Annotated in this window: 23 protein-coding genes; 16 read left to right on the forward strand and 7 right to left on the reverse strand. The window is 47.8% G+C overall.

The window, feature by feature from the left end:
• Nucleotides 1–31: 31 nt before the first annotated feature.
• A complete protein-coding gene (locus WB308_RS00885) occupies nucleotides 32–820 on the reverse strand; it encodes a response regulator transcription factor (RefSeq protein WP_424188056.1) in 789 nt (262 codons plus the stop codon).
• Nucleotides 821–992: 172 nt separating this feature from the next.
• Here WB308_RS00885 and WB308_RS00890 point away from each other — a divergent pair, with 172 nt between their 5' ends.
• The 15 genes from WB308_RS00890 (at nucleotide 993) to WB308_RS00960 (ending at nucleotide 17406) form a co-directional block, all read left to right on the forward strand.
• Nucleotides 993–2315: a hypothetical protein gene (locus WB308_RS00890; protein WP_424188058.1), complete on the forward strand. Its 1323-nt coding sequence runs from the start codon at nucleotides 993–995 to the stop codon at nucleotides 2313–2315.
• Between the two features lie 19 nt (nucleotides 2316–2334).
• On the forward strand, nucleotides 2335–4842 hold the full coding sequence (locus tag WB308_RS00895) for a choice-of-anchor O protein (RefSeq protein WP_424188060.1): 2508 nt from the start codon (nucleotides 2335–2337) through the stop codon (nucleotides 4840–4842).
• A gap of 219 nt (nucleotides 4843–5061) precedes the next feature.
• The gene (locus tag WB308_RS00900) at nucleotides 5062–7233 is read left to right on the forward strand and encodes a PhoX family protein (protein ID WP_424188062.1); all 2172 of its coding nucleotides are present in this window, start codon (nucleotides 5062–5064) and stop codon (nucleotides 7231–7233) included.
• 117 nt (nucleotides 7234–7350) lie between these two features.
• On the forward strand, nucleotides 7351–8280 hold the full coding sequence (locus WB308_RS00905) for a hypothetical protein (protein ID WP_424188064.1): 930 nt from the start codon (nucleotides 7351–7353) through the stop codon (nucleotides 8278–8280).
• Nucleotides 8280–9401: a hypothetical protein gene (locus WB308_RS00910; RefSeq protein WP_424188066.1), complete on the forward strand. Its 1122-nt coding sequence runs from the start codon at nucleotides 8280–8282 to the stop codon at nucleotides 9399–9401. Before WB308_RS00905 ends, WB308_RS00910 begins: the two co-directional genes overlap by 1 nt.
• A complete protein-coding gene (locus tag WB308_RS00915; protein WP_424188068.1) occupies nucleotides 9398–9796 on the forward strand; it encodes a hypothetical protein in 399 nt (132 codons plus the stop codon). Before WB308_RS00910 ends, WB308_RS00915 begins: the two co-directional genes overlap by 4 nt.
• A complete protein-coding gene (locus WB308_RS00920; protein ID WP_424188070.1) occupies nucleotides 9793–10308 on the forward strand; it encodes a hypothetical protein in 516 nt (171 codons plus the stop codon). Before WB308_RS00915 ends, WB308_RS00920 begins: the two co-directional genes overlap by 4 nt.
• Nucleotides 10292–11107, forward strand: coding sequence for a PDZ domain-containing protein (locus WB308_RS00925; RefSeq protein ID WP_424188072.1), 816 nt, complete (start codon nucleotides 10292–10294; stop codon nucleotides 11105–11107). The genes WB308_RS00920 and WB308_RS00925 overlap by 17 nt, the downstream gene beginning before the upstream one ends.
• Complete coding sequence (locus WB308_RS00930; protein WP_424188074.1) at nucleotides 11091–12689, forward strand: secretin N-terminal domain-containing protein; 1599 nt, start codon at nucleotides 11091–11093, stop codon at nucleotides 12687–12689. Before WB308_RS00925 ends, WB308_RS00930 begins: the two co-directional genes overlap by 17 nt.
• Nucleotide 12690: 1 nt before the next feature.
• Nucleotides 12691–14202, forward strand: coding sequence for a GspE/PulE family protein (locus WB308_RS00935; protein ID WP_424188076.1), 1512 nt, complete (start codon nucleotides 12691–12693; stop codon nucleotides 14200–14202).
• The gene (locus WB308_RS00940; protein ID WP_424188078.1) at nucleotides 14202–15419 is read left to right on the forward strand and encodes a type II secretion system F family protein; all 1218 of its coding nucleotides are present in this window, start codon (nucleotides 14202–14204) and stop codon (nucleotides 15417–15419) included. Before WB308_RS00935 ends, WB308_RS00940 begins: the two co-directional genes overlap by 1 nt.
• Before the next feature lie 93 nt (nucleotides 15420–15512).
• Nucleotides 15513–15944 (forward strand): type II secretion system major pseudopilin GspG, encoded by a 432-nt coding sequence (gene gspG, locus WB308_RS00945; RefSeq protein ID WP_424188080.1) that lies wholly within the window; start codon nucleotides 15513–15515, stop codon nucleotides 15942–15944.
• Entirely contained in the window at nucleotides 15935–16483 is a 549-nt protein-coding gene (locus tag WB308_RS00950) for a type II secretion system protein (protein ID WP_424188082.1), read from the forward strand. The genes gspG and WB308_RS00950 overlap by 10 nt, the downstream gene beginning before the upstream one ends.
• Nucleotides 16470–16910 carry a type IV pilus modification PilV family protein gene (locus tag WB308_RS00955; protein ID WP_424188084.1) on the forward strand — a complete coding sequence of 147 codons (441 nt, stop codon included), beginning with the start codon at nucleotides 16470–16472 and terminating at the stop codon, nucleotides 16908–16910. Before WB308_RS00950 ends, WB308_RS00955 begins: the two co-directional genes overlap by 14 nt.
• Before the next feature lies 1 nt (nucleotide 16911).
• Nucleotides 16912–17406 carry a prepilin-type N-terminal cleavage/methylation domain-containing protein gene (locus tag WB308_RS00960; RefSeq protein ID WP_424188086.1) on the forward strand — a complete coding sequence of 165 codons (495 nt, stop codon included), beginning with the start codon at nucleotides 16912–16914 and terminating at the stop codon, nucleotides 17404–17406.
• A gap of 29 nt (nucleotides 17407–17435) precedes the next feature.
• On the opposite strand, the gene WB308_RS00965 is transcribed toward WB308_RS00960, so the two are convergent.
• Complete coding sequence (locus WB308_RS00965) at nucleotides 17436–19628, reverse strand: hypothetical protein (protein ID WP_424188088.1); 2193 nt, start codon at nucleotides 19626–19628, stop codon at nucleotides 17436–17438.
• 74 nt (nucleotides 19629–19702) lie between these two features.
• On the opposite strand from WB308_RS00965, the gene WB308_RS00970 reads away from it, so the two are divergent.
• Nucleotides 19703–20365, forward strand: coding sequence for a response regulator transcription factor (locus tag WB308_RS00970; protein WP_424188090.1), 663 nt, complete (start codon nucleotides 19703–19705; stop codon nucleotides 20363–20365).
• Between the two features lie 2 nt (nucleotides 20366–20367).
• On the opposite strand, the gene WB308_RS00975 is transcribed toward WB308_RS00970, so the two are convergent.
• The 5 genes from WB308_RS00975 to WB308_RS00995 form a co-directional block, all read right to left on the reverse strand.
• Nucleotides 20368–22062 (reverse strand): ATP-binding protein, encoded by a 1695-nt coding sequence (locus tag WB308_RS00975; protein WP_424188092.1) that lies wholly within the window; start codon nucleotides 22060–22062, stop codon nucleotides 20368–20370.
• A 3-nt stretch (nucleotides 22063–22065) separates the two neighbouring features.
• Nucleotides 22066–22485: a hypothetical protein gene (locus WB308_RS00980; protein WP_424188094.1), complete on the reverse strand. Its 420-nt coding sequence runs from the start codon at nucleotides 22483–22485 to the stop codon at nucleotides 22066–22068.
• A 9-nt stretch (nucleotides 22486–22494) separates the two neighbouring features.
• Nucleotides 22495–23478, reverse strand: a complete 984-nt coding sequence (locus tag WB308_RS00985; protein WP_424188096.1) for a hypothetical protein — start codon at nucleotides 23476–23478, stop codon at nucleotides 22495–22497.
• Between the two features lie 71 nt (nucleotides 23479–23549).
• Entirely contained in the window at nucleotides 23550–23975 is a 426-nt protein-coding gene (locus WB308_RS00990) for a lytic transglycosylase domain-containing protein (protein WP_424188098.1), read from the reverse strand.
• Nucleotides 23976–24038: 63 nt separating this feature from the next.
• Nucleotides 24039–24716 (reverse strand): hypothetical protein, encoded by a 678-nt coding sequence (locus tag WB308_RS00995; protein WP_424188100.1) that lies wholly within the window; start codon nucleotides 24714–24716, stop codon nucleotides 24039–24041.
• Between the last annotated feature and the right edge of the window lie 216 nt (nucleotides 24717–24932).

Consider the following 24932-nt stretch of genomic DNA (forward strand, 5'->3'; position numbering starts at 1 on the left):
AATAAACCCTTAAACCAATCTTATTTTATCGTCAAAGAGGAGCATTAAGTTTGTTATGCAGTTCTATTTTGGATGTGACATTGTATTTGTTAAAAATATGTCTCATATGAGTTTTAAGGGTGTTGATTGATATCCCCAATTTCTCTGCGATTTGCGGATAGGATTCCCCCCCCAGCACCTTGCGAACGATTCTTTTTTCCTGATCCGTCAACAGACCCATATTTTCATCGATCCGTGCACATTTCGTATAGGTAACATTGTAATTCGTGTCATACAGCGGTTGCAGCAAGGTTTGGAACAAAATCCGCATGCTTTCCAGCTTATCGATATCAATCTCTTTTTCCATTTTAAAGATAAAGCACACATACCCGATCTTCTCTTTTAAATCAAACGCGTAAATCGGCATCAAAACAGCCTCTTTCATCTGAAGTTCGCTGCCAAATTCCTGGGACTCTTTGGGACTCAGCAGCCCTTTGAAGAGTTGATGCATCTCATTGATTTGAAAATAACGGGTATTGGAACTGAAACGGCTGGCACAATTGTTTACAAACGTACTCCAATCCAGCTTTTTTTTGCTCAAGATGTATTTTTTGACCAGATGGGCAAAATGGCGGTGTTCTTCGAGTACGCACTCTATCTTCACCTGTTCATGCTCGTTCATGTAGATCGTGATGATATCCGCATCGCTTTTTTTGATATAAAAATTAATATTGTGATGCAGCAGCGCTTTCATGCTTCTTCCCTGTATCACACACCCTTGAATTTCTATAATTTTATGAAGGATCTCATTGTCGGTAATCATCATCTGTTCAACTCTCATAGATTGGATTCATATTTCACGTACCCTAATTATATACTGTATGGAATCTAAAAAAATAAATTACCTGGTGATTTTTATTTTGTCACACGAAAGGGTGATGCCTTGCTATTTAATTTTATGATATACTGATTAATCTCGAAACACCTAGGAAACGAGTTGAAGGAGGTGATGAATGAAAAAGAATAAATGGGGGTTCCCCCTTGCAAGTCTGTTATTCGTAGTAGGAATGGGAAACGAAGCGTATGCCTATCCCATGTTTGGAAAACAAACCGGATTGGATTGTACTGCGTGTCACATGCAGCATGAACCGAAGCTCAATGCAGGAGGGCGCAGATTCGCAGCATCCGGAATGACAGAGAGTCTCCATGCCGGTGATGCGAACAGCAGTGGTATGGATTTGAATCCTTCACTCATGTTCAAATCAATGTATGAAGAGACATGGGATAAACCAAATTCAAGTGGTATCGTTAACCCTGATACGCCGACAGCAGGAGGGGATTTGGCAATCCCGAAAACCGCGGCATTCTTGATGGGCGGCCGATTGGGTAAAAATGTCGGTGCTATCATCAATCTCTCCTACAAAGACGTGGAAGATAACAGTATTGGGGGAAAAGTCGTCTATGCGAGAGAGATAGAAAACGGGTATATCGGAGCTGTAGCTTACTCTTCATCCAGTTTCGGTCCCTTCTCAGGGATGGAGAACTACAATACAGGATTGTATAAGCCGCTGAGAACGTTTGATATCAAAAAGCTCGCGAATGCTTTCCAGGCTTCAGAAATCGGAAGTGGTTCGGCGACCGGTATGCAGGTCTATTATGACAGTGACGGTGTGCTGAGCAGCAGCGGTCATTTGTTCGCAACCGTCGGTGCGTTTACCCCGGCTCAGGATAACGTCGATATGCAGATGAATAATAATGTTCTTCCGTTTGCACGAATCGCCTATGAGTACGGTTTAGCCGATTTCAACTTTATTTTCGGCGGGTTCGGGATTGTAGGGGGATCAAAAGTCTCTTCGAGCGAACCTCTCAGTGTGGAACGTGAAACGTACGGGATTGATTTTCAGCTCGAGGGGGTCGTTGCGGACAGAAGTGTTTCCCTCGTAATGAGCAAGGTCTTAAAAAACAAAGTGACCTATACGGGCATAGGATCGAATTTACTCAACCCAGAAGAATATAGTAATCTTGAGAATGAGGCCTTCTCCGTAGAAGGGGAGATTAATCTCACCCCTGAGTTTGGTTTTAAAGCAGCGTACATGGCGTTCGATGACCTTTATGCGTATCCAAATGCAGTTGTAGGTAAACCGACAGGCAGTGATTATCAAGCCAACCATGTGAATGTCAAAGACATCGATCATGCCTACACGGTAGGGGTTGACTACTCCTTTAAGGCCTATTTCCCAATGAAACTGGCCGTAGAACATGCATGGGCCAAACCAACCCTTGAGAGAGTCAAAGATTATCGAGACTTTTTGGTATCGTTGAACATTCTCTATTAACAAAGACAAAGGAAATAAAATGAAAAATACAGTCCATAAGATCAAAAACCTGAGCGGAAAGCAAAAAATATCGCTCAGTGTTGTCGCGGCAGCGATTATAGCGGGAGGATTAGTCGTCGGATGCGGCGGTGGCGGTGACACCACCACCACAACAACTCCTTTTACCCCTTTGATTGAAGATCCTGTCGTTGTAGGGACCGATCTGTTCTGTGACGGCGTTTTAAAAGTAACGTCAGAGGTAGCGGATGATTTTAACGCAAGTCAAGTAATTGCTTACAATGTATCTGCCACGGATGATAATGATGTCGCACGCCAAAATCCGAATGCGGCAAACACTTTGGTACGTTTGGGAACGGTCACTATTGATCCATTGACCGCCGGCGGTGCGGATGCCAACGGTACTACGAAAGAAGCAAAAGTTCACCCGCTCATCATGAGTTACGCGGAGCAAGTATTCGGGGATTATGAACTCGGAGACGGAAGTGCCGATATCGGGGATCCGACCCACTGGGATGATATTTTTGTCTCCCTTTCCCGCGATGACGGTAAGACATGGAAAAAATATCCGATCAGCGATAACGCCGGAAAAGACAGAAGTTCTATTGAAGTGACATGGGACGGACAAAAGATTAAGTACCCTGCTCACGCGCACAAACCGACAATGGCCGCCAGCGGCAATAAAATCCTCGTTGCATGGCACAGTAAATACTGCCCAAGCGGAAATCCGATGGATCTCGCGATGGATGATACCAATACAACCTATCCGACCGATTACTTTAAAGTCAACGGTACACAAGGTTCAATCCTCTACACTGCGGATGATGGCAGTGTGATGATTGCGCCAAACGGTAAAGAGGTGTATGAAGTGCCGTTCAGCTGTATCTGGACCGCACGCGGTATTTTCAACCTGGAGACCAATGAGATCGACTGGATGCAGCCGCAGCAGTTGACGTCAGGGATGCGTGATGCGAATAAAATAACCATCGCCGAATCGGTCCCCGGTGCCGGTTCACCGGCCGGTTTTGCTATTTCATGGCAAGAAGACCCTGAAGGGCTCCGTTCCGGCGGAGGTGAGGGGCCGGGTGATGGCTGGAGCGGTGCGACGACCAATCACGGTGCTGACATCTGGTACAGTATGATTACAATGAACGATTTCGTCCTCAATGACGGAAATACAGAGACCAAACCGGTTCCTACGGTTAATTTCTCTTATCCGGTCCGTATCACCGATAATGAATCGTGTAAAGTGGGCGACACCAAACTCTATTGTCAAACATTGTGTGACACTTATGGTACCGTTGAGGGAACCGATAATAAAGGGAATACGGTTCAATACTGTAAAACCGGAGATGTCGATATGCTTGATGATACACAAGTTGTTCTCAACGGTGATACAGGGGCGTCACGTCCGGTTATCAAGCTGTTGAAAACCAATGCAACAACAGAAGAATACGTTGTTATTCTAGGGTACGAAGAGACCAAAGGGCTTTCAGATAAAGAGCCGGGGGATACGACTACCGATATCGCGTTAGAGGGTAAATCGGTTTATTTTGAAACCTTCCCGTTCACAAAACTGGTAGCACCGACCAATGAAGATGAATTCAACACTCTTCTCACCAAATTGCCGATGGTCAGTTCGGGTAACATTATCAATGTAAAAGCCAAAGATCAAGATTCAACGGATATGATTTATGAAAATGCCCGCCGTTTGACCTTTATTCCGCAAATCGATCCGTGTAACGTAGGAAAATATACCTACGGTTGGCTTTACAAACAGGGTGTTTATACCCAAGGTGGATCATCCGACATGTTTGTCCGGTTTAACGATAACTTTGATGCCAACCTTACCGACCCGGTGAACGTCAGTGCCAATGCGTATGTCGATGAAAACGGTACTTCATCATGGACGCCGGATGCTCTTACCGCGAATACGTATGATAATGTCCTTGAAAACTCATTCTCACCACGCGGTTTCATGAGAGGGGATGATATCTATATCGGTTTCGAATATACGCCGGATTATCACCCGGATTCCGGATACTCGCCGAACAATTTCTATATCCACCGATATACGAACGGTGCATGGCAAGGGCCTCAAAACATTTCAAAAGTATACGGAAACAACCTTTCGACACTCGATCCCCGTTTCATAACAACACCGTTTGGGAAATATGAAACAACCGGACTTGAGTCTGATAAGTCGAATCCGAACGTCCTTTACATGTCATTCGGGACCTTCAATACCTCAACAGGTATTGAAGAAGATCTCTACTATACCCGTTCAACCGACAAAGGGGTAACGTGGGAATATACAGGTACATCCGGTGTAACACCGGCTGCTAATTTGGCCATCAAAAATGATATCGAAGAGAAAGAAGTACAATCAGTACCGTCACCGGATGGTACCATGTTCTTCAACGCATGGCTCCAAGAGGATGCTACTTTCGATGTATCCGATCACTTCTCAGGTCTCGATAGCTGGTTTGGTCTACTCAATTACAACATTCCAAGAACTACTGCTGAATAAGCATTGGATGCCGGGGTTTCCCCGGCTCTCTTTCACTTTACTTTATTTCTGTTCAAATCCCTTCTTTCAACTCCCTTTCTATCCTTATCGTAGAGATATAAGTTTTTATAAAATTAGCCCTTTCTCATCATCCTTTTCGGAAATATCTCTATTTTTTGTTGTTATCTTTTAGTAACAATTGATCGATACGATGTTGCAATTTTTACAAAGGACAGGATTATGGAAGGCAAAAATTCACAAGGAAAATTGCTCATCGGACACGATGATTGTAACACTTCACAAAACGAAAGTTTAGAGGAGATTGTAGCGGAACGACTTAATCGTCGTGATCTAATGAAACTGAGTGCCGGTTTTATCGGAACAGCATTTTTCGGTTCATTCATGGCCGGATGTAATCAGGATGATTCTACAACAACGACCTCTGCGGCGGCTGCAACCGCATTGTTGTCCTTTACTCCGGTTTCCAAAAATCTGAATGATGCCCTTACCGTTCCGACAGGCTACACGGCCAAGGTCCTCTACCGTGTCGGTGATCCGATCAAACTCGGTACTGCCGATTATGTGAACGACGGTACCGATGCTGATTTTGACAGCCGCAGCGGCGACTGCCATGACGGTATGAAATACTTTGGCCTCAAAGCTGATAACAGCGGCTACGATACCACCAACTCTACCAACGGATTGATGTGTATCAACCACGAGTACATCAACCAAAATTATCTCCACACCGTAGCGGAAGTTGCCGCCATCAACAATGCAGCGCGTGTTCCCTCACAGGTCGATAAAGAGATCGCGGCACACGGTGTCGCCGTTATCAAAGTGAGCAACACCGGAGCCGGTTTCGCTCTCGACAAAACGTCGGGATATAACCGCCGCATTACCGCTGCAACCCCTATGCATCTTCAGGGAGTTGCGGCAGGAAGCGCCTATATGATCACCCCGTATTCGACAACGGGTACGGATACACGCGGTACCGTCAACAACTGCGCCAACGGCTACACGCCGTGGGGAACCTATCTCACATGTGAAGAGAACTGGAACGGATATTTTAAATGCGATACCCGTACCGGCAAAGAGGCGGTAGCCTTCAGCCGTTACGGATTGAAAACAACCAGCCGTTACGGTTGGGAAAGTGTTTATACCCAATGGCTCGCAACAATAACGGGGGCGGATGCAACCGCCGATTACCGCAATGTCCCCAACACCTACGGGTATGTTGTCGAAATCGATCCGTTTCATCCGACCTCAACTCCCGTCAAACACACGGCAATGGGACGTTTCGCCCACGAGGGGTGCTGGCCGGCCAAAGCGACAGTCGGTAAGCCGGTCGTTTTTTACATGGGAGACGATTCCAAAGGGGAATACATCTATAAATTTGTCTCAACCCAAAACTGGGATGCGGCAGATGCGACAGGAGGACTCACCGCAGGTGCGAAATATTTGGACAGCGGAACTCTCTATGTTGCCAAATTTAATGCCAATGGATCAGGAAACTGGCTTAAACTCGATATTTCCGAAACAGCGATTGCTGATTATACCATCTACGACTTTGCCGATGCCGCCGATGTCGCTATTCACAGCCGTATTGCCGCTGATGCCATGGGTGCGACCCGTATGGACCGACCGGAGTGGGGAGGTGTTCACCCGACGACGGGCGAAGTCTATATGACATTGACCAACAATTCCGACCGAGGCAAAAGCGGTAAATACGGGCTCGACCCAGCCAATCCCCGCTACTATACCGATACCTACGATACGACGACAACCAATAAAGGGAACGTCAACGGCCATATCATCCGTTGGAAAGAGACGGGCGGTGAACCCTCAGCGACAACGTTCACATGGGATATCTACCTCTTCGGTGCCCAATCGGTCGTCGATGCAGGGGGCGATGACGCTTATTATCAAGCCAACATCAATGTATCCGGCCTTACGGCAGATAACGATTTCTCGAGCCCTGATGGACTGTGGTTCAGTGAGGTCTCCAAAGGCCTTATGTGGATTCAGACCGATGATGGCGCTTATACCGATACCACCAACTGTATGCTTTTGGCAGCACTTCCCGGCAGCGTAAGCGACGGGGCAACAACCAATATTATCAGCTTGGCGGTTCCGACGCATGGAACAACGGACGAAACTGTTACGACCTACGTCGGTGCCAAACCGACAACGACAAAACTCAAACGGTTCCTTGTCGGCCCGGTCGAATGTGAAATCACCGGTATCACCGAAACACCGGACGGAAAAGCGATTTTCGTCAACGTTCAGCACCCCGGCGAAGACGGAACAACAACGGCTCTTACCAGCCACTGGCCGGATTTCGGAACCGCACGCCCACGCTCCGCTACGATCGTCATTACTAAAAATGACGGCGGAGTTGTCGGAATATAATCACACTTCCCCATTTTGGGGAACTGTCTTTCTATAAACTTAATCCATTTTTTACCGAATAGTCGGTAATATCAATCTAAATCTATTAGTAGAAAATTTTAATAAAGCATTGAGAAAATGAGTTGTGAATCAAAAGCTATGAAACGTTCCGGTGCTGTTTTACTCATGACTCTTCTTTTGATTGCTATTATGTCTGGCGGAATTGCCTTGGTACTGGCGCAGAGCAACCATTTGCTCACGTTGTCGCAGCACAGCCGCGGGGATGCGCAGATCACTAAAATCGCAAGCGATCTCAAACGGCTTCTCCCAAATCTTCTCTCGAAAATCGAATCAGCCCGTGATCTCGATTATTTCCTAATGCTCCCCCTTTCCAGCCACTCCTCTGATAATCGGTTTTCGCTGGAAGCTTCGCTCCATTCACCCCTGGGTGTGTTCAACATTAATAACATTTGTGATGCAGAGGGAAAGCCGAAAGAGCCGCACTCTTCGCTCCTTTCTGCAATTTTTACACGCTATCCGATTGCCGCTCCGGATACGTTTATTAATATTCTTTTTGATACAATCGATACAGATTTAACCGAGCGCCAAGAGGGAAGTGAAATAGTGACTTTTTTTTCAGATTTTCATAACGGTTCAATCGAGAATAGGACACAATTTGAGCAGATTATTTCCCGTTATCTCGCAATAACAAAAGATCCCCAGATTCTCGAAATTCCATGGGAGAAACTGATCGGTTTTGAAGGGGATAAAATCGACATCAACTACGCCTCGCCGGAAATTGTCTCTATTATCGCACCGAATATCGATTCGGCAACCCTTCGTCAGATCACCGATTTACGTACCGAGCCTTTTGAAAGCAAAGAGAAGTTACTCTCAGTTGCTCCGGAACTCTCCTCGGTATATGATCCCTACTTTTTGGTCTACACACCGGGAAAATCCTATCCTCTGATCGGGGAAGTAGCCATGCAGACGGATGGAGAATCGAATGGCTTTCGATTCCATATTGATCTGCAAAACCGCACTTTTAGCCGCTTGGAGATACAGTAATGATCCCTTTTTATCCCCTTTACCGACGTTTAATAACCCTTCTCCAATGTTTTGGCAAACGGCGTTACGGTTATCTCGATCGCTCCTTATGCGCCATTCCTGAGGGTAAGGAAGCCCTTTATCTTATCCTCTCCCCTGACCTTTACCGCATCACTATTGTCACCCTCCCGGTCGCTACGACACAAGAAGCACTCCGCTACGCTCCGGCTTATTTTGATGCCGGCGATGCAGCGATCGTGTTTGGAGCGTATCGGCTGGATGAGGGACGTTATCTCCTCAGTGCCTGTGATCCCGAACCCGTTCGGGAACGTTTGGAAGAATCCGGGGTAAACCCCTCATCGGTGGTCCGTTTTGTCCTCGCACAAGAGGCATTCGGCGTCGATGTTTTACCGATAGCCCTAAGTGATGGCTCGGCACTGGCACTCAGTGAGGGGGTTGTCGTCCGCCTCCCTTCTCAGTATGTGAGTACACCGGTTCAACATAAGCTCGAAGAGGTGCTTACAAATCTCTTACCGTGTTTGTCAGGGTTTAAGGCAAATATGCATAAGGGGGGGACAGCGACGAAAAAGACCCTCATCATGAGCGCTGTTCTCTCTGGCCTCATTGCCTTCAACTTTATCGTTCAAGGGGTCTTGTCGTATCGGGAGGGGGAACGTATTAGGGAAGAGCAAGAACAAATGCAAGCCCTTAAACATCTCCCGACCACCCAAATGGAGCTGGATGCCCTTGCCGATACGTGGGAGAAAAAAGAGCGCGAACAGATCAAACTGCGTAAAATTATTGCCGTATTCGGAACCCTCCCGCTGGAGAGCAATGCGACCGTATCGCTCCCTCCTCCATCGGTTCCGGCACAAAACGGCATTGTTTTGGTTCCCGGATCCAACCCTTCGGAGCAGAATCTTCTCCTTATCCCCGGGGATTCCAACGCAACGACGGGGACAATCGGAACAAGCGGCGGTGAATATGTGGCATCACTGGGGTATGAAAATAGAGTGATCACCTTTAAAATTCTCACTCCCTCGGAAGATCGAGCCGAAAAAGTACGCGATATCGCTTCGAGAATACTTAAAACGAATACTGTTACCATAAAAGAGACCTCTGTCGAAGGGAGCATCCAATGAAAAATCCTTTTGATCCCTCCACGGTCGTCGTTGGCGTCTCTCTCTTTGCCATTATCCTGACCGGCGGATGGGCCCTGCATCAGCACAGCGTGTTAAGTGAAGCTGCGGCGCAGCGTGATGCGAGCATCCAAACGTTTGAGCGTTTATCCACACTGAAAGGACGATGGGGAGATTCACCGGATATCCAGCAAAAGCGCGCTTATTTAATGACCCATCCTGCCCTTGTACGTCAGGAACAACGACAAAAAACCCTTCTCCTCGAATACGCGAATCTCTCGAAAAATGAGTTTGACCGGATTGTGGGGACGCTGATGAATGCCCCTTTTGTCATCACAAAACTCGCCCTGGCCCGAAACGGGGATACGGGAACCATTAGCGTGGAGATTGAACGATGAAACGATTTTTCTCTTTTAGTGCACTTTTAGTGATAGGGCTCATCGTTTTTTTGCCAAAAAGCAACCTCTATTATTCCGCCGAAGAAGCCCTTTCCTCTACGCATCTGTATCTAAACGGTGAGGAGATCAATGATCGTCTTCTTTATCTGGACATTCGTGATGCCTCCTTGCTTTTGGACAGCATGATGATCGGATCGGTCGAGCATATCCGGTTTGTTCCCCTCATCGCCTTTAACCGTGCGACGATCACAGGGGTCGAATTTAGCGGAGAGTTTTCTTCGCTCTTTCCAGAGGGGATTGAGCATGTGAGTTTTACCTATACGCTGCTGCATCCCCTCACGGTTGCCATCACCGGCGAAGGGGGATTCGGTCCGCTCCAAGGAGAGATCGATTTGACACAAAATCGGCTTACCCTCCTCTTTGAACCCTCTGCGGTAATGCGTTCTTATCCGCTGTTGTTATCCAAGCTGCGCAAATCCGATGAAGGACTGGTCTATGAAACTTCTTTTTAACGACCACACGCTCCGTACGCTGAATCGTGTTGCCCTCCCCATCGTCATCGCGATGAGTATCTCGACAGCCCTTATCCCCTTTTTAAAAAGTACCTCGAGCGAATCTCCTCAAATCGAGGTTCTCCCTTTTTACGATCTCTATCATCTGGGATCGCTGTTTGCCCTCCGCGCGGATGCAAACGGTGTCTCCACGAAAAAAGTGGTCCGTGACGTTCTCACCCCCGTACCGCACCGTCTCAATGCAGTTTACAGCGATGGTTCGCATGCTTTTATTGCAATTAATGATAAAACATCAACAACCTTTGTCGATTACGGCACCCTCTACAAAAATCTGTATCGTCTGGTTGGTATCACCGCATCCAGCGCCATTTTTTCAGCGTACGGAAAACGGATGACCCTCCGATTGGGCGATGAGGGATCGCTTAGTATCAAAGAGAAGGTCACAACCTATGTTCCTGAACAAAATGCCGCAGCTCCGTCCAACTATGTCCTTGAGCGTTCAACGATCGAGCGTTATACCGACAATATGGGTGAAACCTGGAAAAATATCAGCATAGACGAAGTCGTTAAAGAGGGAAAAATCACCGGATTTCGCGTATCGAAAATTACCGAAGGGACCGCTTTTGCTCTTCTCGGGATACAAAAAGGGGATATCATCACTGGTATCGATAATAAGCCTCTAAACTCGTATGCTGCCGCATTTGCGGCTTATCAGAGCGCATTACGCCGTTCAGCTATCAAAATTACTGTTCTACGAAACAACCAGCCAAAGGATCTTGAATATGAAATCAGCCGCTAATCTTTTAATCGTTTTTCTTTTCGCCCTTACTCCGCTTCAAGGCGTCGGAACCTTACAAAATCAAAAAGCCAGTATCGCGATCGACGGAATGGAGTTAAACGATTTTGTCAAATTAGTGGCGAGAATCAGTCATAAAAATATTTTTATGACCGAAGAGCTGAGCGGGAAAATCAGCTACGCCGGAAATCGTCCGATTCGCAAAGAAGAGCTTTTTGGCCTTTTACAGACGACACTTGAAGCGCGTGGAATGACCATGCTCGATTCGGGAGGCGGATATTATTCGATTGTTAAAATTGCCGATGCCGCTACTATGAATGTCCCCTATCTGACCAAAAGTGATATTCCGCAGCTGCAGACCGAAATCCTAAAACTCCACTATGCCGGCGCCGAATCGATGGCACTGAAAATTAAAAACTATTCCAGTAAAAACGGAAAAATCGTCCCTTCCAAAGAGTCCAATTCACTCATCGTAACCGATCTTCCCGCCAATATCCGTACCATGCGTCAGCTCGTAAAAGCCCTCGATGTACGGGATGAAACAACCGCCAATTACACCCACCTGATACAACTCAAAAATGCCGATGCCAAAAACCTCGTCACGACACTCAACACCGTTATTGCCAAAATGACCCTCTCTCCGGGGCAGCAGCCTCCGAGCATTACAAGCGACGATACGACCAATTCACTCATTATCATCTGCAGTGATGATTTGTACACTATCCTTTTACCGACCATCAAAGGTCTCGACGGCGACCGTCAACAAGTGTACGTCAAAGCAAAAATCATCGAAATAAGCGATAACAAAGCTCAAGAAGTCGGGTTAAAATACGGCCTCTCCGGCGGAACTGTCGGATCAAACGGAATGCTTTCGTTTGACTCAAAACTCGGAGATGGAAAAATAGGGGCGATCAATCTGGATCCGCTCCTCCTCTCGAGTATCTCTATGCCGACAATTACGTCAGGGATTGCCCTGGGAGCAAGCATATCGCTGTTGAATACCAATGGAGCCGCCGATATTTTATCCGAGCCCTCTATCTTGTGTATCGATAACCAGGAATCCTCGATCTATGTCGGTAAAACCGAATCGATCAGCTCCGGTACAACCCTCTCGGGCAGCGGACTCTCACAGTCAAGTTATACCCGGCAGGATATCGGTTTGACCCTCAAAATCAAACCCCGACTCTCCAACGACAATAAAGTACTTTTGGCCGTCGAAACCCGCCTCGAAGATATCGATGCATCCAATACAAACCTCCAACTTCCCAGTACTACCAAGCGTGAAGTGAAAACATCCGCAATCGTCAGCAACGGGGAAAGTGTCATTATCGGAGGTTTGATCAAAGATAAATTTGATCGTACGAATACCAAAATTCCTTTCTTGGGAGATATCCCCGTCCTCGGAAATCTCTTTAAAAACAAAGCAACATCTCATGAAAAAATTAATCTTGTCATTATTCTGACCCCTTACATCCTCGATAAAAGCAGCGATTTGGCAACACTTCGTACCCAGCTCGATGAGCTGGATAAAATCCAGCAGCGCTATATCGATGATATCATCAAGAGTGTGAAAGCAGGCAATTAAGATGCTCAATATCCCTCTGCTCAGTGACGTCACTCCCCTCCCCTTGGTTCCCGCCGGGGTAGATCCGTTTGAGACGATACGCAACGGATTGTTATTTGCCACCATTGATTCACACGACTATGCGATCCTCTCATCGCGTGATACGGCCGCAGCCCTCTCGGCCTATAATACCCTCGGGCTGGAACTCCCCCTCGCCCATCTGGAGGATCAGACCTACGAAACCCTCTATCTCAAATTTTTGGAGCTTAAAACCGATCGGGAGATGGCGCGAAACGCATCGCAGGAAGAGCCGTTTGAAGATGAGCTCTCTCTCATCGATTTTCTCAAAAACTCATCGGATTTGCTGACCAGCGAAGAATCAGCCCCGATTATCAAGTTTGTCAATACGATTTTTTATCAGGCGCTCAAGCGGCGTGCCAGTGATATCCATATCGAAACCCATGAAAAAAAAGGGGAAGTCCGTTTCCGTATCGATGGGGTACTCTCCAAACATATCGATCTGGACAAATCGATCATCAATCTCGTCATCAGCCGGATCAAGGTCATTTCCAACCTCGACATCGCGGAGAAGCGTTTGCCGCAAGATGGCCGTACCCAGATAAAAATCGCCGGCAAATCGCTCGATGTGAGGGTTTCGGTATTGCCGACCTATCACGGTGAGCGGGTTGTCATGCGTTTATTGATGCATGCGGCTTCCATACCGGGGCTGGAAGAGCTCGGTTTTAATACGGCAACAACAGCACAATTTTATGAGCTTCTCAAATTTTCGCATGGGATCATTCTCGTGACCGGTCCGACCGGAAGCGGAAAAACGACCACCCTCCACTCCTTCCTTCAAAAGCTCTCGGGGCCTGAGAACAATGTGATGTCCATCGAAGATCCGGTCGAATACGATGCTGAACATGTCAGCCAGATCGCCGTTAATTCCAAAGTCGGCCTCACCTTTGCCGAGGGGCTCCGCTCGATTTTACGCCAGGACCCCGATATTATTCTTGTGGGTGAGATTCGTGACGGTGAAACGGCTCAAATCGCCATTCAAGCCGCGATGACGGGGCACCTCGTCTTCGCAACCCTGCATACGAACAATGCGACCTCGGCGATCACCCGCCTTATCGACATGGGGGTTGATAAGTTTATGGTTACTTCGACCCTTTTAGGAGTGCTGGCTCAGCGCTTGGTACGTAAAGTGTGCTTGGAATGCCGTGAGCTTCAGCTGATAGACCCAAGCGATGCGCGTGATTTAGAGTTGCCCGCAGATACCCTTGTGGCAACGAGTGTCGGATGTCCGGCCTGCGGAGGAACGGGGTATCATGGCCGGATTGCGGTAGGGGAATTGCTGATGATGGATGATAGCGTCCAGGCACTCATGAAACAATGTGATAATGATGTTGAGCTTCGCTCCGGGATGAAAGAGCGTGGAATGCCCTTTTTGGCCGATCAGCTCAAAGAACTTTTACTCCTTAAAGAGACCACGGTCGATGAGATTATCCGCGTCGGTGTTAAAGAGGCATAATGGAATTTGTATATCAAGGGCTTCGCACGGAGGGGACAAAGATCAAAGGGAAGCTCGAAGCATCCTCACTGGATGAAGCCAAGCGGCAACTCAGAGCACAAGGGATCATCTACTCCTCACTCCAAGTGCAGCGAAGCTCACTCTTCGAAGTATTCGGAATATTCGGTACCCGTCCTATCCCTTCTGCTTTACTGACCCGTATCAGCCGTGATTTAGCGGTTTATTTGCGGGCGGGAGTCCCCTTAACCCGCGCCCTTTCACTCCAAGAACGGCAATATCGCCATGAGCCTAAAACGGAGCGTTTTTTTGCTACCTTGATCACGTTGCTGGATGAGGGAAAAAGTTTGTCCGCCGCCCTCGAGGGGCAGAATATCTATAAAATTCCCCCCTTTTATCTGGGAACCCTCCGCGCCAGTGAAGATCGAGGAGTTCTTGCTGCTGTTTTGAGCGAGCTGGCTTCGTACATTCAAGTGGGTGAGCAGATCCGCGCACAGCTGACCAAAGCCTTTATCTATCCGGGCTTTATCGTCGCCGTATCGATTCTGACGGTCTCCTTTATGCTCACCTCCGTTGTACCGAAACTTACCGCAATTTTCGATACGATGGGACAGGAACTGCCGGCTCTTACCCGTGGGGTTTTAGCCTTTTCCTCTTTCTTTGCCGTCTCATGGCCATGGCTCCTTCTCACCTTTGGAGCCCTTATCGTCATGATGGCCCAGGCGCTGCAAAATCGCCCCGTGTTTCGTTATCGCGTTGAGCGGATGCTCCTCTCGCTTCCCCTGATCGGCAAAATCATTCAAACCAGCGATTTGGCACGCTTCTGTGCCGTTGCCTCCCTTTTGATCCGCTCCGGTATCCCGATTGTCAAAGCCATCTCGCTCGCCGGAGCCACCCTCTCCTCCTCCGTTTTAAAAGCCCAATTTGCCTACGGAGCAGAACGGATCGTCGAGGGGGGAAGACTCTCTACCTCCCTTGCATCCGGAGAACACATTGATTTGGATGAAGCGTTTATCGGGGCACTGGCCGTCGGTGAAGAGACGAGCGAACTGCCCACCATGCTCGAGAGTCTTTCCGAGCTCTATATGGAGCGTAACCGTGAAACGATCGGTTTATTTCTCTCCTTACTGGAGCCGATGCTGATTTTAGTGGTAGGGGGAGTCATTGGGGTTATCGTCACCGCAATGCTGCTGCCGATTTTTTCACTGAGTTTGGGCTAAGGGTTCAGTATAATGCCTATAACAGAAAAAGGAAATGAAAATATGAGCACAATCAACACGGAATTATTACCCCATTTAAACACAGGAGATACAATGAAAAATTCTCAAAAACGGAGCGGGTTTACCCTCATTGAAATCATGGTCGTTATTATCATTTTGGGAATGTTGGCGGCATTCGTCATCCCCAATATTACCGGCAAGAGTGAAGAGGCAAAACAAAAGCTGGTGTGCATCCAGATGAAAAGCCTCTCCGAGGGGCTAAAAATGTTTAAAATCGACAACGGTTCTTACCCGACGACCGAAGAAGGTTTGGCGGCGCTGATTGCCAACCCCTCCGAAGAGAGCTATCCCGCGTACAGCAAAAACAGCTATATCGAAGGGAAAAAGCTCCCGAAAGACCCATGGAATCACCCGTATATCTATCTCAATGACGGAACCGCGTTCGACATCGTCTCTTTGGGTGCCGACGGTAAAGAGGGGGGAAGTGATGAAGGGAAGGATCAAAAACTCTCCGAATGTCAGTAACCCTTACCCGTAGAGCTTTTACCCTCATCGAACTCATCATCGTCATCACGATCATGGGGATGGTCGCGAGCTTGGTCAGCTCGCGTCTCTCTAACCTCGAGAACGACACTAGTGTTGTCCTTACCCCCGCGACTCTGAAAAACTATCTCAGTGCTTTACATTCCACCCATCGCCTCGATCTGTTGTGTTATGAAAATTGTACACAATGCGATCTGTGGGAGGGAAAGAAAAAAATTCGTACTTCCCTTGTATTGGAGAATAAAACGCCGATCACGCCCCATCGCTTTAACCGTTACGGCCATCTCATCCCCGCTGATCCAGCCATACGACAAGACTCGGAGGGAATGAGAAACGGATGTTTTCAATTTTCGCTTTACCCGGACGGAACAACGACCCCTCTTATTCTTGAATCGGAAGGACATTTTATTGCCTATACCCCCTTATCCAAAGGTGTCGTCAGCGGCAACGAAGAACAACTGCGTGCAAGGTTGTACGATACGACTCTCATGAATACAGGGAGCTATTATGGCAGCCGCTAGAAGAGGATTCTCCATGATCGAAGTTCTCATGGCGGTCGTTATCGCTTCGATTGCCGGAATGGCGTTGATGGAATCTTCCGCACAGGGACGACGGGCATATGAGACGGCGGTGGCGCATCAAAACACCGCGGAAGCGGTTGCATTGGTCGCCCTCTCTTCGCATGCCATGGGAGGGGTCGGACAAAGCGATGCGGCAACGCTGCTTGCCTCACGCTATCCGATCAACAACTCACGTATTAGTGAAAAGCTCAAAACACATTATTTTATTTTAAAAACCGAACGCTCAACCCGTTGGGACGGATCGAGCGAGGGGAATGCGACACAAAAAGCGATTGCTTCGATCTCTGAAAATGCGATAGAAGAGACGATCATCGAAACCAACGGGGTTACGACCTCCTTATACGGACTTAGCGGAGAGGGGTGGTAATATGCGGCGCGGATTTACTCTGATTGAATTGCTGGTAAGCCTTCTGTTGTTTAGTCTCATCGCCATTTTTTTGTACGGCGGAATCGATCAGATTCGCCTTATGCAGCTTTTTTATACCGAAAAAGGGGAACGGTTCAGTGAGCATGAACGGATACGCTCCCTCTTGTATCGTGATCTCGCGCAGGCCGATACCATGAAAATAGTCGAAGGGGACAGTGAACACACCCTTATCATGTTGGAGCCAACCCGTCAAACACTTCACCAGATTGCCCTCCCCCATGTCGCATGGTTAGTCATGCGCCAAGACAATGCCCTGATTCGTCTCGAATCGGCTGAACCGATCCATCTTCCCCTCGATCCTACCAAATTTTATGGTGTTCACAAAGACACGATTGCAACCGGATGCACGACTTTTCGCGGGTATGAATCGGCTACAGGGCGGTTTGCGGCCCTGTTCTGCGATGATCAGGAAATCATGGTGGAAGTGCCGCGTTAAGGGCTCATTGCAAACCCCGCAGGAGAAAATCAATCCCCGTTTGGACCGTTATGACAGTCGTAACAGGTCACCATCTGACCCGCTTTATAAGTTTTTGTTTTTCCTTCTACACTTAGCGTTCTTGCCGCCCATGTTTTCGAAAGGACACTGCCCCGATAATCAGAACCGTGACACGCGGTACAGCTTGCCTTATTCGCTTCAGCCACTTTTTCATGAGCACTGACGGCAGCTTGCCCTACCGCGTGCATACCGTGGGGACCTTTCGCAAAGCTTGCCGAATCGGTCGGCACCGTTGTATGGCAGGTCGAACACTCCGCAATGGTTCCGGTATGCCCCTGCAGCTGTACACTTTGAACATTGTCATTGGCATGGCTGCTCGGATATTCGGCATGGGTCGAACCGTGGCAGGACTCACACTGCAGATTTCCGTGCCCTTTACTGAATCGGTAGAGCGATTTACCCGTCATCGGCGTATTGGCATTGGTCGCAAATCGTGTATCCAGTGTCGTCCGCAAGGTCGTTCCGCTCGAAAAAACCGTCGTAAAGCGGGCAAAATTTGCGGTAGAGGATCCGTTTCGGTCATGACACTGTTGACAGTTTGGCTGATCGAGCCACCCTTCCCGTGTTGATGATCCGACCGTACTCATGCTGCCGTGGCAGCTTTGACAGTCGATGGCGTTGGAACCATCCGCTTTTTTAGCATTCCCCATCGTACCGCGCAGACACTTCGTAACCGAACCCGGATGGCATTTGTAACACGAATCACGGTTCGTACTGCTATTCATCGAGGTACCCGTATCCGGATCGATCACATTCGCATGTTTCGAATGCAACGCTTCGGTGAGGGGTTTGATACCTGCTTTCAACCCTGTTCCCAAGGCGTTGGATTTGTGGCATGAAGCGCACAAGATCGGCTGCCCCGCATTGGACGTTGCCAACAGCGTACCGCCCGTGTAGGTTCCCCCCATCCCTGCCGTAGCGATTGCATTGGGGTGTTTGTCATCATGCAGTTTCAGGATATTTTTCTTCCAGTCTTTTTCGGCATCCGTATCATTGACCCAACCGGCTGAGGGTTTTGCCGCCGCTACGCTGTTGGAGGCATGACATTTCGTACAGCTCATCTCATCGGAAACGGGAAGCACCACTTTGGTCGTTGCCAGTACATTACCGCCGCTGTCTTTCGCCACCACTTTGACCATTGGATAATAATTTTTGATCCCCTTGTCATCGTATGGGACGACGGGAATCCCTTCGGCTTCCCACCATCCGTGCGTGCTGTTGTACGCCATAGCTTCCGGTGTAGCGCTTTGTGTTTTTTTACCGGTCAATCCGGTATCCATGCCAAAAACGGAACCGAAGAGTTTTTGGATATAGCTCCAGAAATTGGTTTTACCCGAACTCGTCGTATTGATCGATCCCGTAGTATCGGCAACCGCTTCATACGTAATCGTTACCCCGCTTGTGATACTTTTCCCGCTCGTAAGATCTTTATTGATCAGATGGGCGTGAATATTGTTGTACGGAGGGAGGATACTGAACACCGAGTAATCTTTGCCATCCACACAGTGCATCCCCAAATCATTCCAGGCCACCAGCGTATATTTTCCGCTGTTTCCGATATCACTTCCCGTTGTTCCTCCGCCCGTCGTTGTACTCGGCGGGGTATACCCTTTCTCTTTGTTCGACGGAGCATCCGGGGTAAAATTGCTCTTCGCGGTTTCACCGTCAACTTTGAACGCACCGATGAGGGCGGTGACATTATCATCGGTCGTGGCAACCTCATCGAGATCGACACGAGGCTGGGTTTCGAGCGTCTTGACGATGACCGGATCAACCGTGATACCGTTGGTTGCGTTACCGTCACTGTCAAGCGATTGGAGCGTTCGTAAAATGCGGACGACGCGCGCATCGTTCATATCCGCAGTATTGATAATATCGAGCGGGGTTATTTTCCCCTCTTTAGGCTTGGCGGTTCCGACATACAGATTTCCGATGTGGAAGGTAACGCTCTCCCCCTCTTTGTAGGCGAAATTCCCATATCCGTCCGTGATCCCTTTTTGTGTGGCACTTTCAAATTCCAATCCGGATACGGGAGAATCAATGAACGTCGCCGTAGCTACTCCCGTCGGTGTCGTACTGCTATCGCTTCCACCGCCACCGCCGCAACCTGATAAAATGAGGGCGGCCATGGCCGATGATATAAGTCCAATCGCGTGACGCATGTTGACTCCTTTTATGATACTTTTGCCGTTATGGTAAACTACGTTTATGAATTTTTGATGAAAAGGGGTGATCAATGCATATTTTAATTATTGATGATAATGAAGAACTCCTTTTTGCCCTCCGGCAACTTTTGAACGATGCGGCCTATCACGTTGATATTGCCGAAACGCTCCGCAAAGGAGAAATCTCTATTTCCCAAAAAAAATACGATCTGATTTTATTAGACTGGATGCTGCCCGATGGAAGCGGAATCGATCTGCTCACCCGGCTACGCCATGAAAAGATGCTAACCCCTATCTTGCTTTTTTCATCCAAAAAAGAGGTCGAAGAGAAGGTAGAAGCTCTCGATTGCGGAGCCGACGATTATCTGGAAAAACCGTTTTCGAATATCGAACTGTTGGCCAGGATACGTGCCCTTTTACGCCGTGAAAGCAGCCAAAAACAGACGCACCTCGTATTAGGCGGACTGATTATCGATTTTTCTTCGCGGAGCGTCCTTGTGGAGAATGAACCGGTCAAACTCTCCGCAAAAGAGTTTGAGTTGCTGGAATTGCTGGTTCTCAATGCAAACATTGTCTTGACCCGCTATCAAATATCCGAGCATTTGAGTCGAGACTTTGACCATCTGAGTGCGAGCAATATTGTCGATGCCCATATCAAAAATCTCCGCAAAAAGCTCAAAGCCGATGAACTGATACAGACCGTACGCGGAGTGGGCTATATGATTTCCCGCTAACTCTAAAACGTCCTGAAATGAAACGAAGCGCTTGCCCCTTTCCCCTCTCCCGGACTGGTGATCACCAAATCTCCTCTGAGCAAAAGGGCAATCCGTTTGCTGATCGCAAGCCCTAATCCACTTCCCTCCAACGACGTTTGACCGTTACTGCGTACTTGATAAAATTCATCAAACAGATGGGCCAACGATTCGTGTGCGATGCCGCATCCGCTGTCTTTGACCTCCAGCATGTAAATACCTCGGTAGTAACGAAGCGATAGATCTATCGATCCGTGTTCCGTAAATTTGATCGCGTTGGAGAGGAGGTTGATAACCACCTGCCCAAAAAGACGCGGATCGCTTCTAAACACTCCAACAGAAGGCTCAAATTTCGTCGTAATCTGCAGCCCTTTATCCTCCGCCAGAGGGGAAACCAACTCCAACGCCCCCTCGATGAGGGCAATAGGATCGCACTGTGAAAGATGTGGCTCCATTTTCCCCGATTCTGCTTTGGCAAAATCCAAAACATTATTGATCACCCCCAGCAAATGGTGGGCCGAATTTTCGATTTTTCCGAGCGTTTCGTACATCGGTTCGGGGGTTTGCGGCTGTGTCATCAGATATTGTGTCAAACTGAGGATTGATCCTAGCGGTGTCCGCAGCTCATGCGACATAGCGGATAAAAAGGACGATTTGGATCGGAGTGCAGCCTGCGTTTTTCCCAACAATTCGATCCGCTCCATACTCAGGCGCGTGGTCGACATAAGGGCATTAAACGTTTTCGCCATCATCCCCACCTCATCATTTCCCGTCTCAGGAACCGTTTGCCTATAATCCCCCGTCATCGCAATACGCTTCGCCGTATCCGAAAGAGAACGAAGCGGAGTGACAATACGAAGGACAATGATCCATACCAAAAAAGCGATAATGACGAGTCCGATAGCAAATCCGCTCAACAAAAGGGTTTGAAAATGGTACAACAGGGCAAGCGTCTCATTTTTCGGGATGGCAAAATGGAGGACCCACCCCTCCAATATCCCCTCCAGGGTAATCGTATCATGCAAATAGTCCTTGGCATCCGAGAGGGGAGAATCACTTTTATAAAAAGGTGAGAGAGATGCCGGGGGGGTCAACCATCGATAAAAGCTTTGATCACTTTTCAGCTGGAGCGCAAAGTTTTTCAACGGATACGACAGCACCAGATACCCTAAAAAATCGTTCGTATTAAAAGATCCGTAAACCGGTGTAATGAGATACAGATTTTTTCCCAGAAAAAAATACGGCTTTTTATTTTTAACCGCAGGGGCAATAGCATGCGCTTCGGTAAAAGCGGTGTTGATCTGATTGACGTTGGAGGAGGCATAGACGGTAAAATCGGGTCCGACCATAAACAAAGAGATATCTTCCCCCAAATCGTCCCCTTTTTGTTTCAGGAGGCTCGTGATGCGTCTGTCCATATCCCGCACGATCATATCGTCCATCACTTCGAGACGGGACAAGAAAAGGATCTCTTTTTGCAATCTTTCGATATGGGTCTTTAAATCTTTTGCTGCAGATACCGACTGGAGATGAAGAATATCCTGCTCTTTTTTGAGCATGAGCTCCGATTCATACCCCCACAAATACGAGAGCAAAACGATAATAATCACCGCGATACTGCCAAAGAGTGCTAAAAACAGCTTATAAACGATCGGTAAATGATTCCATCGGCGGCTCATCGTTTACTCTTTTGAACGAAAAAGGATTTTGAGATGGTATTTTTGGGCCGTCTCTTCTTCGACATATCCCAGAGTATTCTCTACTTTTGATAAAAATTCAGCAACACTCTCCTGACTCTTAAACACCTTGGGGGTATGATGCCCGAGATAATGGGCACGAAGCCAATGCTGTGCCAGCGTATTTCGCTCTTCTTCCAAAACATTCTGCTCAAAGTGACGGCGCAGCGGATGATCAATCCCCAGATTCAGAGGGATCACTTTTTTATTCCCCAAACGAAACCGTTTCCCCAAATAAATTCCCCGTATCTCCTCAATCTCCAATGCGTCAACACTGAAGTTTTCGCCCGCAGCAACCACCAGGGTTTCCGCTTCCAACTGGAGCAATCCGCCGCAGATCAGCGCAATAAAAAGTGATTTTCGCATCCCCGTCACCTAAAAAAGGAGCGACAAAGAGAAGAGCCAGCGGTTCAAACGGCTCTCCTGATGGGCTTCATATTCCCCCTTTAACGCCACATTACTGAGGGGACGGTAGGTATAGCCTGCAACAACCGTAGTGTCATGGAACCGGGTTAGCGGGGCTTTTTCAACTTCCGTCCGAAGAATGGCATCGTGCTCCGCCCTCCAATGCCAAACCCCCTGCGCGTACACATCGTAAGAGAGTTTATCATCGTCCGTGTCGCGCCGTACAATCGATTCGAAAAGAAAATCCCACCCCTTTTTCTCCATCCTAAACGCACCAAGAGCATACAACGCTTCGTGTGCCGGGAGGTATCGAAAATACCCCCCTCCAAAGCGCCATAACGTCTCTTTCTCCCCCACATCGCAGGCAAACGCATAGTGCCGATCAACCGTAAAATTGTTGTATTCACGATCAATATCAGCGTTGTGCTGCAGCGTCAAGGAGAGACGACGGATCGCACGCTCCGATTGACGCGATTCGTAATGGATACCGGTTGTTAATTTCGGAAAAAAATCTTTGACGAGATTGGGGCTGGAGGTCGTGTCACGCAAGACATTAATGGGCATCTGATTCCAGAATCCGACATCAGAGTTGAATTTTCCGACCCTTAGCTGCTCATTCTCCCCGAAATAATAATCACCGTAAAGCCGCTCGATGTGAAACGTACTATTGCTGCTCTCATCCGCATGGGCACCGAACTCTTTTCGATAGAGATCGGTCGCTTCAAACTCAGCCAGAAAATCATACTGATCAAATTCACCATACGCCAGCAACGCCAGATCATCGATATCGAACACGCGGGAATCTTTCTCGATTCCATAAACGGAGGAGAGATAGCCGCCGATAATGACCGGAGAATCTCCCAATTGAAACCCATCACCAAACGTATACTCCTCACCTTCGAGCAGCGTACACGATAAAACAAAAGCAATCATTATTTTTTTAAGATTATTCATACCGCTATTATACACTCTGCTGCACGACATGAAATTTCTTTGTTAATTGAGAAGGCTTGGCGGGGCGGTAACTATTTAAACGATGCGGTGAGACGGCGAAGCCATTTTTCTTTGTATACGGGCGTTGCAGAGTGATAACGCCCTACCGCTTGGAGATTAAACCCGTGGGTCTTGATATGTTCGGAGAGGAGCCAGCTTCCGACAAAAATATTGACCTTCGGATCAAGGATGTTTTGCTCGTTGATTCCCCACTTCGAAAGGCGTCGCAAATGGGCTGAATTGATTTGCATAAGACCGTAATCAAGCGTTCCGTTGGCATTGCGGTTAAGAGCTTTGGGATTAATACCGCTTTCGATCGTTGCGATTTTTTTGAGCAGCAAAGGGGGAATATTGTAATGCTTTCCCGCTTCGTCGAAATAACCGTCATAGCGATCGGTATTTGCTTGGACCACCGTCGCAGTGACAAAAATAAGCAAAACTAAAAAGCTTTTTTTCATAACTTCAGTTTACCCAACGCGCCATAAACCATAACTGAAATTCTGCCGGATCATGCGGTAAATCTATTTCGCCAGATCGTATTTGTCCGCTTTGGATTTCGCCTCTTGGGCTTTTGATTTTTCTCCCGCGTTTTCATAAATCCCGGATGCTTTTCTGAGATAGTCGGCATCGTGAACCTCTTCCGCATCCAGGATCTTGACGGCATTGATAAAATCGTTGCTTTGCGCAAAACACTCTGCGATCTCTATCGCGTGAGCCTGTTTCGCAAACGGCTCAATACTGTAATAGAGTCCCAATTCATAAACCCTCTTGCGTGTCTCCCGCGCGCGTGAATATTCCGACGCCGCTTCGGTACAATTTCCTTCGTTGACATACCCTTTTATTTTCATGAGTTGCGCGTGATACTGCTTTTGGGTCTCGTTGATGTGTCTGCGTTCGATTTCCGAATAGATCATGACCGCCAAAAATGCACCGATTCCGAGAATCAAAGAAAGTTTTATCAGTATCTTCGACGCAGCGGAAGTTTTTTGCGCATCGGGGTGATAATCATCGGTATAAGCGGATAGGACATCGACATCGGTTGCGACGTCACCGTCGGATACAAAATCAACTTCAGCACCGATCATGGGCCTAATCAAAGATTTGCAGTTGTGAATATCAAAGGGATAGCAATTGCCCTCCTCATCTTCAATAAGTCCGCTTTGGGTATCGCTGTTATACTCTAAGATTATGCCGCGCATAGTGTTATCCTCAGATTTGATGTTTAAAGGTCTTGGTCTGAAGCTGTAGATAAGTGAATTATAGCTTGTATTTGTTATCTTCGATGTAAATAAAAATGGGGGTACTGACTGATTCGGTACCTTAAATCATTTTCATTGTGAGAAGTGTAATGACGAAATAATCCATGTATGGACTGCCACACTTCGTCCATGATCTATCTACACATACCAATATTA

This window comes from Sulfuricurvum sp. (assembly GCF_049587615.1).
Lineage (GTDB): Bacteria > Campylobacterota > Campylobacteria > Campylobacterales > Sulfurimonadaceae > Sulfuricurvum.

Excerpts from the sequence above, each read along its gene's own strand:
- WB308_RS00885 (WP_424188056.1), bottom strand. The coding sequence starts at position 820 with ATGAGAGTTGAACAGATGATGATTACCGACAATGAGATCCTTCATAAA.
- WB308_RS00890 (WP_424188058.1), top strand. The coding sequence starts at position 993 with ATGAAAAAGAATAAATGGGGGTTCCCCCTTGCAAGTCTGTTATTCGTA.
- WB308_RS00895 (WP_424188060.1), top strand. The coding sequence starts at position 2,335 with ATGAAAAATACAGTCCATAAGATCAAAAACCTGAGCGGAAAGCAAAAA.
- WB308_RS00900 (WP_424188062.1), top strand. The coding sequence starts at position 5,062 with ATGGAAGGCAAAAATTCACAAGGAAAATTGCTCATCGGACACGATGAT.
- WB308_RS00905 (WP_424188064.1), top strand. The coding sequence starts at position 7,351 with ATGAGTTGTGAATCAAAAGCTATGAAACGTTCCGGTGCTGTTTTACTC.
- WB308_RS00910 (WP_424188066.1), top strand. The coding sequence starts at position 8,280 with ATGATCCCTTTTTATCCCCTTTACCGACGTTTAATAACCCTTCTCCAA.
- WB308_RS00915 (WP_424188068.1), top strand. The coding sequence starts at position 9,398 with ATGAAAAATCCTTTTGATCCCTCCACGGTCGTCGTTGGCGTCTCTCTC.
- WB308_RS00920 (WP_424188070.1), top strand. The coding sequence starts at position 9,793 with ATGAAACGATTTTTCTCTTTTAGTGCACTTTTAGTGATAGGGCTCATC.
- WB308_RS00925 (WP_424188072.1), top strand. The coding sequence starts at position 10,292 with ATGAAACTTCTTTTTAACGACCACACGCTCCGTACGCTGAATCGTGTT.
- WB308_RS00930 (WP_424188074.1), top strand. The coding sequence starts at position 11,091 with ATGAAATCAGCCGCTAATCTTTTAATCGTTTTTCTTTTCGCCCTTACT.
- WB308_RS00935 (WP_424188076.1), top strand. The coding sequence starts at position 12,691 with ATGCTCAATATCCCTCTGCTCAGTGACGTCACTCCCCTCCCCTTGGTT.
- WB308_RS00940 (WP_424188078.1), top strand. The coding sequence starts at position 14,202 with ATGGAATTTGTATATCAAGGGCTTCGCACGGAGGGGACAAAGATCAAA.
- gspG (WP_424188080.1), top strand. The coding sequence starts at position 15,513 with ATGAAAAATTCTCAAAAACGGAGCGGGTTTACCCTCATTGAAATCATG.
- WB308_RS00950 (WP_424188082.1), top strand. The coding sequence starts at position 15,935 with ATGTCAGTAACCCTTACCCGTAGAGCTTTTACCCTCATCGAACTCATC.
- WB308_RS00955 (WP_424188084.1), top strand. The coding sequence starts at position 16,470 with ATGGCAGCCGCTAGAAGAGGATTCTCCATGATCGAAGTTCTCATGGCG.
- WB308_RS00960 (WP_424188086.1), top strand. The coding sequence starts at position 16,912 with ATGCGGCGCGGATTTACTCTGATTGAATTGCTGGTAAGCCTTCTGTTG.
- WB308_RS00965 (WP_424188088.1), bottom strand. The coding sequence starts at position 19,628 with ATGCGTCACGCGATTGGACTTATATCATCGGCCATGGCCGCCCTCATT.
- WB308_RS00970 (WP_424188090.1), top strand. The coding sequence starts at position 19,703 with ATGCATATTTTAATTATTGATGATAATGAAGAACTCCTTTTTGCCCTC.
- WB308_RS00975 (WP_424188092.1), bottom strand. The coding sequence starts at position 22,062 with ATGAGCCGCCGATGGAATCATTTACCGATCGTTTATAAGCTGTTTTTA.
- WB308_RS00980 (WP_424188094.1), bottom strand. The coding sequence starts at position 22,485 with ATGCGAAAATCACTTTTTATTGCGCTGATCTGCGGCGGATTGCTCCAG.
- WB308_RS00985 (WP_424188096.1), bottom strand. The coding sequence starts at position 23,478 with ATGAATAATCTTAAAAAAATAATGATTGCTTTTGTTTTATCGTGTACG.
- WB308_RS00990 (WP_424188098.1), bottom strand. The coding sequence starts at position 23,975 with ATGAAAAAAAGCTTTTTAGTTTTGCTTATTTTTGTCACTGCGACGGTG.
- WB308_RS00995 (WP_424188100.1), bottom strand. The coding sequence starts at position 24,716 with ATGCGCGGCATAATCTTAGAGTATAACAGCGATACCCAAAGCGGACTT.